Here is a 4,741-nt window from a genome sequence, read left to right as displayed (position 1 = left end):
AAAAGAATACAAAAATAAAAAAGGAAAACCTATCATTGTTCCCCTTTCAGAAGCAATTTCTATTTGTAGTATTTTGATTAGTTTCATTGAAATAGATTAATTTATTCATTCCCATCCAAAAGATAGTTTAGCTGCACAACGCCCGAAGAGAACGTGCGTGTATTCACCATTTTTAAATTCACTCTATTATTTATATCAATAAACATTGGTTTTCCTTCTCCCAAAATGACAGGATGAACTGATAATCTAAATTCATCTACTAGCCCTAAATTGATAAAAGTAGTAATGAGACTTGCGCCACCATATAGCCAAATGTCTTTACCAGGTTTACTTTTCAATTTACTAATTTCTTCTAGTATATTTTCGTTAATATATATTGCTTGATGATCCTCTTTTGGTGATCTAGAAAACACATACTTTTCCTTACAATGAACCACTTTCCACATTTCTTTTTCAGTATCAGAGTCTATCGTTTTGGATGTATGTTGTCCCCATAAATCATAGCTTTTTCTACCATATAAAATCGTATCAATTTGATTCAAAAAATCAGTGAACCCCATTTCTGGGTCCATTATGCACCAATCAACTTCACCATTTTCCCCTTCAATAAAACCATCTAACGTAACTGCTAAATCTAAAATAATTCTTCTTTGTTTAACATTTTCAGACATACTACTTACTCCTTTTTTTACTCAGATTTGTTTCTTTTATTACGTTTTTAATCATTTGTTATTATTAAATTCTTATGTAACTCGCATCTATATTAAAAGCCTATTATTCCAAATGTTATTATACAGTTATTTTAATTTGATAAATAATAAATTAATAAAAAAGCAACCAATTAATAAATTAATTAGTTGCCTTTTCGTAAGTTTTTTAAGTTTCTCTTAAACTATAATATTTTTTCTAAAAACAGCTTAGCCCGATCTGTTTTTGGTTTTGTAAATAGTTCAATTGGTGTAGCATCTTCAACTAATTTTCCTTCATCTAAGAAAAGAATACGGTCTGCTACTTCTTTGGCAAATCCCATCTCATGTGTAACAATCACCATTGTCATACCTGTATGAGCTAATGATTTCATTACTTCTAGAACTTCTTTAACCATTTCAGGGTCTAATGCTGATGTTGGTTCATCAAAAAGCATGACTTTTGGTTCCATTGCAAGTGCTCTAGCAATTGCTACACGTTGTTTTTGTCCACCTGATAACTTCGGTGGATATACCCCTGCTTTTTCAATTAAACCAACTTTTACAAGTAATTCTTTTGCAATTTCCTCAGCCTTACTTTTGCTAATTCCTTTAACATTAATTGGTGCATACGTAATATTTTCTAAAACGGTCATATGAGGGAAAAGGTGAAAATGTTGAAATACCATTCCTACATCTTCTCTAATTTTCATAATATTACTTTTCGGATTTGTAATTTCCATATTATCCATCCAGATTTGACCAGATGTAGGTGATTCTAATAAATTCATACATCTTAAAAATGTAGATTTACCTGAACCCGATGGTCCAATTACAGCCACAACAGATCCCTCTTCGATTGTAGTGGTAATACCTTTTAATACATTTACATTTCCAAAGCTTTTATATAAATCATTAATTTTAATCATTTGTACGTAATCTCCTTTCAACTGCTTTACCTAGGAGTGTTAATAGCATAATTAAAACATAGTATACCCCTGCTACGAAAATTAATGGTTCCATGTAAGAATACGATTCTCCACCAACTAAATAAGCTCTTCGCATTAAATCGGATGCACCAATTACTGTTACCATTGCTGATTCTTTCGTTAATGTTATAAATTCATTCATAAGTGCTGGTAAAATATTTTTAAATGCCTGAGGTAAAATAATCTTTGCCATCATTTTGCGATATGGAATACCAAGAGCAGAAGCCGCTTCTTGTTGACCTTTATCAACTGCAAGAATCCCCGCACGAATTACTTCTGAAACATAAGCACCTGAGTTTAATCCAAATGCTAGAACAGCAGCTGGAAATTGCTCAATTTCAAATCCAATAATTTGTGGAAGACCAAAATAAATAATCATTAATTGCAGTACCATCGGCGTCCCACGGAAGATCGATGTATAAAAATCAGCTATTACAACTAACCATTTAGAACGACTAATTTTCATTAGTGCAAGTAGAATTGCTAAAACTAAACCTAATAAAATTGAACATAAAACAACAAGTAATGTTAATTTTAAACCGGCTAATATATATGGAATCGAAGGAACGATTTGCGTAAAATCTAAGTTCATATACTGTACTCCTTTATTTATTCGACTTTAAAAGTGTATTTTTGTTAATTTAGATAAAAAGCACTGGTTTAGAAACCAATGCCTTTTGTTTCAAATAATTCATAGCCAATTGATTGCTCATATTCAGTTAAGGCTTCATCTAGGATGTTTAGCCCATCATCAATTTGACTTTTCGTTACTGTTAAAGGTGGGATCATTCTAATCACTTCGCTATTATTTCCGCAGAAGTAGAATAAAACTCCTTTTTCTAAAGCGAGATCAAGAATCTTAAATAAGCCATCCCCATCCGGTTCTTTTGTTGATGGATTGATGATTTCAATTCCGATCATTAAACCGATTGAACGAATATCTCCAATTACTGGGTGCTTCTTCTTTAACTCATGCAATTTCTCAACAGCATAAGCTCCAACCTCTTTAGTATTTTCTAATAAATTTTCTTCTTTAATAATTTCTAATACAGCAAGTGCAGCCGAGCATGCAATTGGATTTCCACCAAAAGTTGTTCCATGACTACCTAGTGGCCATTGCTTCATTAATTCATTAGATGCCACAGTCGCACTTAACGGGATCCCGTTTGCAATCCCTTTTGCAATTGCCATAATATCCGGTGTTACATCAAATGTATGAGCTGCAAACCAGTTACCTGTACGACCAAATCCAGTCTGTACTTCATCGAAAATTAATAAAATATTATGTTGATCACAGATTTCACGGATCTTTTTCAACCATGCTTTTGGAGGAACTACATATCCACCTTCACCTAATACTGGTTCTACGATTACGGCTGCAACTTCTTCTGGTGTTACTTGATGATTAAATAATCTTTTAAAATCTTTTTCTAATCGATCAACAACAAATGATTCTTCGTCCATTCCTTCAGGACATTCTGAAACATTTGCATATGGAATTTGGTATGAACCAGAAGGATTTAGAAATTTACGATATTTACTTTTTGAAGTCGTAACACTTAATGCCCCCATTGAACGACCGTGAAAGCAACCAATAAATGAAACAACATACGGGCGCTTCGTCGCGTGTTTAGCTAATTTAATAGCCCCTTCAATTGCTTCTGTACCACTGTTTCCAAAGAAAAATGTATCTAAGTTTCCTGGTAGTATGTCTGCTAATTGATCAGCTAATTTTAAAATAGATTCATAGATTATTACGCCTGAAGGTCCATGCGCTAATGAATCAGCACCTTCTTTAATAGCCTGTACTACTTTTGGATGGCGGTGTCCAACGTTTGTTGTTGCAATACCAGAAGTAAAATCTAAATATTGCTTCCCATCTACACCGTAGTAATAACAACCTTCTTCTTTAACAACTGGTAAATTTGGGTGATCTTTCGCCATACTAGGCGCTAAGCGTAAAGGCATTTTTTCAAGTAAGTGACTCCAATCTTTCTCCATCAAATCATTCCTCCTGATCTAAACGACCTTCTTAAGACGTTTATTTAAGATCCCCAAACCATTTTTTTATTAATTTATCTACTGTTCCATCTTCTTTTAATTCCGCTAATGCTTTATCAAATTTAGCTGTTAACTTAGAATCCTTTGGAAATGCAACTGCTGAACCAGATTGCTCGAAGAAATCTTCAATTAGTAAACCTTCAATAATATCAAGTTTATCTAAATAACCTTTTGCAACTGTTTGTTCAATAATTACTGCATCAAAACGACCCGCTTTTAATTCCTCTACTAATTCCGGAATTCTGTTACGATTTTCTACTTTGAATCCTGCAGTTTTTGAAACTTCATTTGCTTTCGTTTCTTGAATTGTTCCTGCTTGAACACCAACAGTTTTCCCTTTTAAATCTTCTATTTTACTAATATTTGAATCTTTTTTAACAACCACTTGATTTTGATCGATAAAATATGAATCTGTAAAGTCAGCGTTTTTCGCACGTTCTGGTGTTTCTTTCATTCCAGCCATAATAAAGTCAACTTTATCAGCATTCATTGCTGTAATTAAAGAAGTAAAATCAAGGTCTTTCACTTTAATTTCATAACCAGTTTTTTTACCTAACGCTTTTGCTAAATCAATATCAAAACCAATAATATCGTCATTCTTTGTATCGATAAACTCATATGGTTTGTAGTCAGCACTTGTTCCTAAAATTAATGTTTTGTCATCAGATGATTTACTATTACAAGCTGATAACATTCCGATTGATAATACTGTTGCAGATAAGACTCCGATTAATTTTTTCATTACTGTTTCCCCCTTAATTTTTGAAAAATTCTAACTACTAATCTTTATTATCATGATTAAATTCAGATTAAACAACTAGTTTTTTTCGATGAATAATTATTTTATAAAATGAATTTTAACACATACTAATAATTATGCAAACACAATTTTATATTTTTCGACAAAATAATTACACAAACACTTATATACCAACGAAACTATACAAAAATATTTTTACTGCTGTTTTACTATTTTTAGATATTTATACAAAACTAGTGAATAAC

General features: G+C 32.1%; 5 protein-coding genes. All 5 read right to left on the bottom strand.

Translation table 11 applies throughout. The annotated features are described in order from the left end of the window. Positions 1–101: 101 nt before the first annotated feature. Positions 102–671, bottom strand: a complete 570-nt coding sequence (locus tag V7056_RS03215) for a dihydrofolate reductase family protein (protein ID WP_499699231.1) — start codon at positions 669–671, stop codon at positions 102–104. Positions 672–892: 221 nt separating this feature from the next. Continuing rightward, positions 893–1,615, bottom strand: a complete 723-nt coding sequence (locus V7056_RS03210; protein ID WP_499699229.1) for an amino acid ABC transporter ATP-binding protein — start codon at positions 1,613–1,615, stop codon at positions 893–895. Further along, positions 1,608–2,267, bottom strand: coding sequence for an amino acid ABC transporter permease (locus tag V7056_RS03205; RefSeq protein ID WP_499699227.1), 660 nt, complete (start codon positions 2,265–2,267; stop codon positions 1,608–1,610). The genes V7056_RS03210 and V7056_RS03205 overlap by 8 nt, the downstream gene beginning before the upstream one ends. A gap of 68 nt (positions 2,268–2,335) precedes the next feature. Then, entirely contained in the window at positions 2,336–3,676 is a 1,341-nt protein-coding gene (locus V7056_RS03200) for an aspartate aminotransferase family protein (RefSeq protein WP_499699225.1), read from the bottom strand. Between the two features lie 40 nt (positions 3,677–3,716). Beyond that, positions 3,717–4,478 carry a transporter substrate-binding domain-containing protein gene (locus V7056_RS03195; RefSeq protein ID WP_499699223.1) on the bottom strand — a complete coding sequence of 254 codons (762 nt, stop codon included), beginning with the start codon at positions 4,476–4,478 and terminating at the stop codon, positions 3,717–3,719. Positions 4,479–4,741: the final 263 nt, after the last annotated feature.

This window comes from Bacillus sp. JJ664 (assembly GCF_036962205.1).
In the GTDB taxonomy this organism is placed as follows: Bacteria; Bacillota; Bacilli; order Bacillales; family Bacillaceae_G; genus Gottfriedia.
This window is presented reverse-complemented; position numbering and strand designations above follow the sequence as displayed.

Coding starts and splice junctions, on each gene's coding strand:
- V7056_RS03210 (WP_499699229.1), bottom strand. CDS start 1,615: ATGATTAAAATTAATGATTTATATAAAAGCTTTGGAAATGTAAATGTA.
- V7056_RS03215 (WP_499699231.1), bottom strand. CDS start 671: ATGTCTGAAAATGTTAAACAAAGAAGAATTATTTTAGATTTAGCAGTT.
- V7056_RS03205 (WP_499699227.1), bottom strand. CDS start 2,267: ATGAACTTAGATTTTACGCAAATCGTTCCTTCGATTCCATATATATTA.
- V7056_RS03195 (WP_499699223.1), bottom strand. CDS start 4,478: ATGAAAAAATTAATCGGAGTCTTATCTGCAACAGTATTATCAATCGGA.
- V7056_RS03200 (WP_499699225.1), bottom strand. CDS start 3,676: ATGGAGAAAGATTGGAGTCACTTACTTGAAAAAATGCCTTTACGCTTA.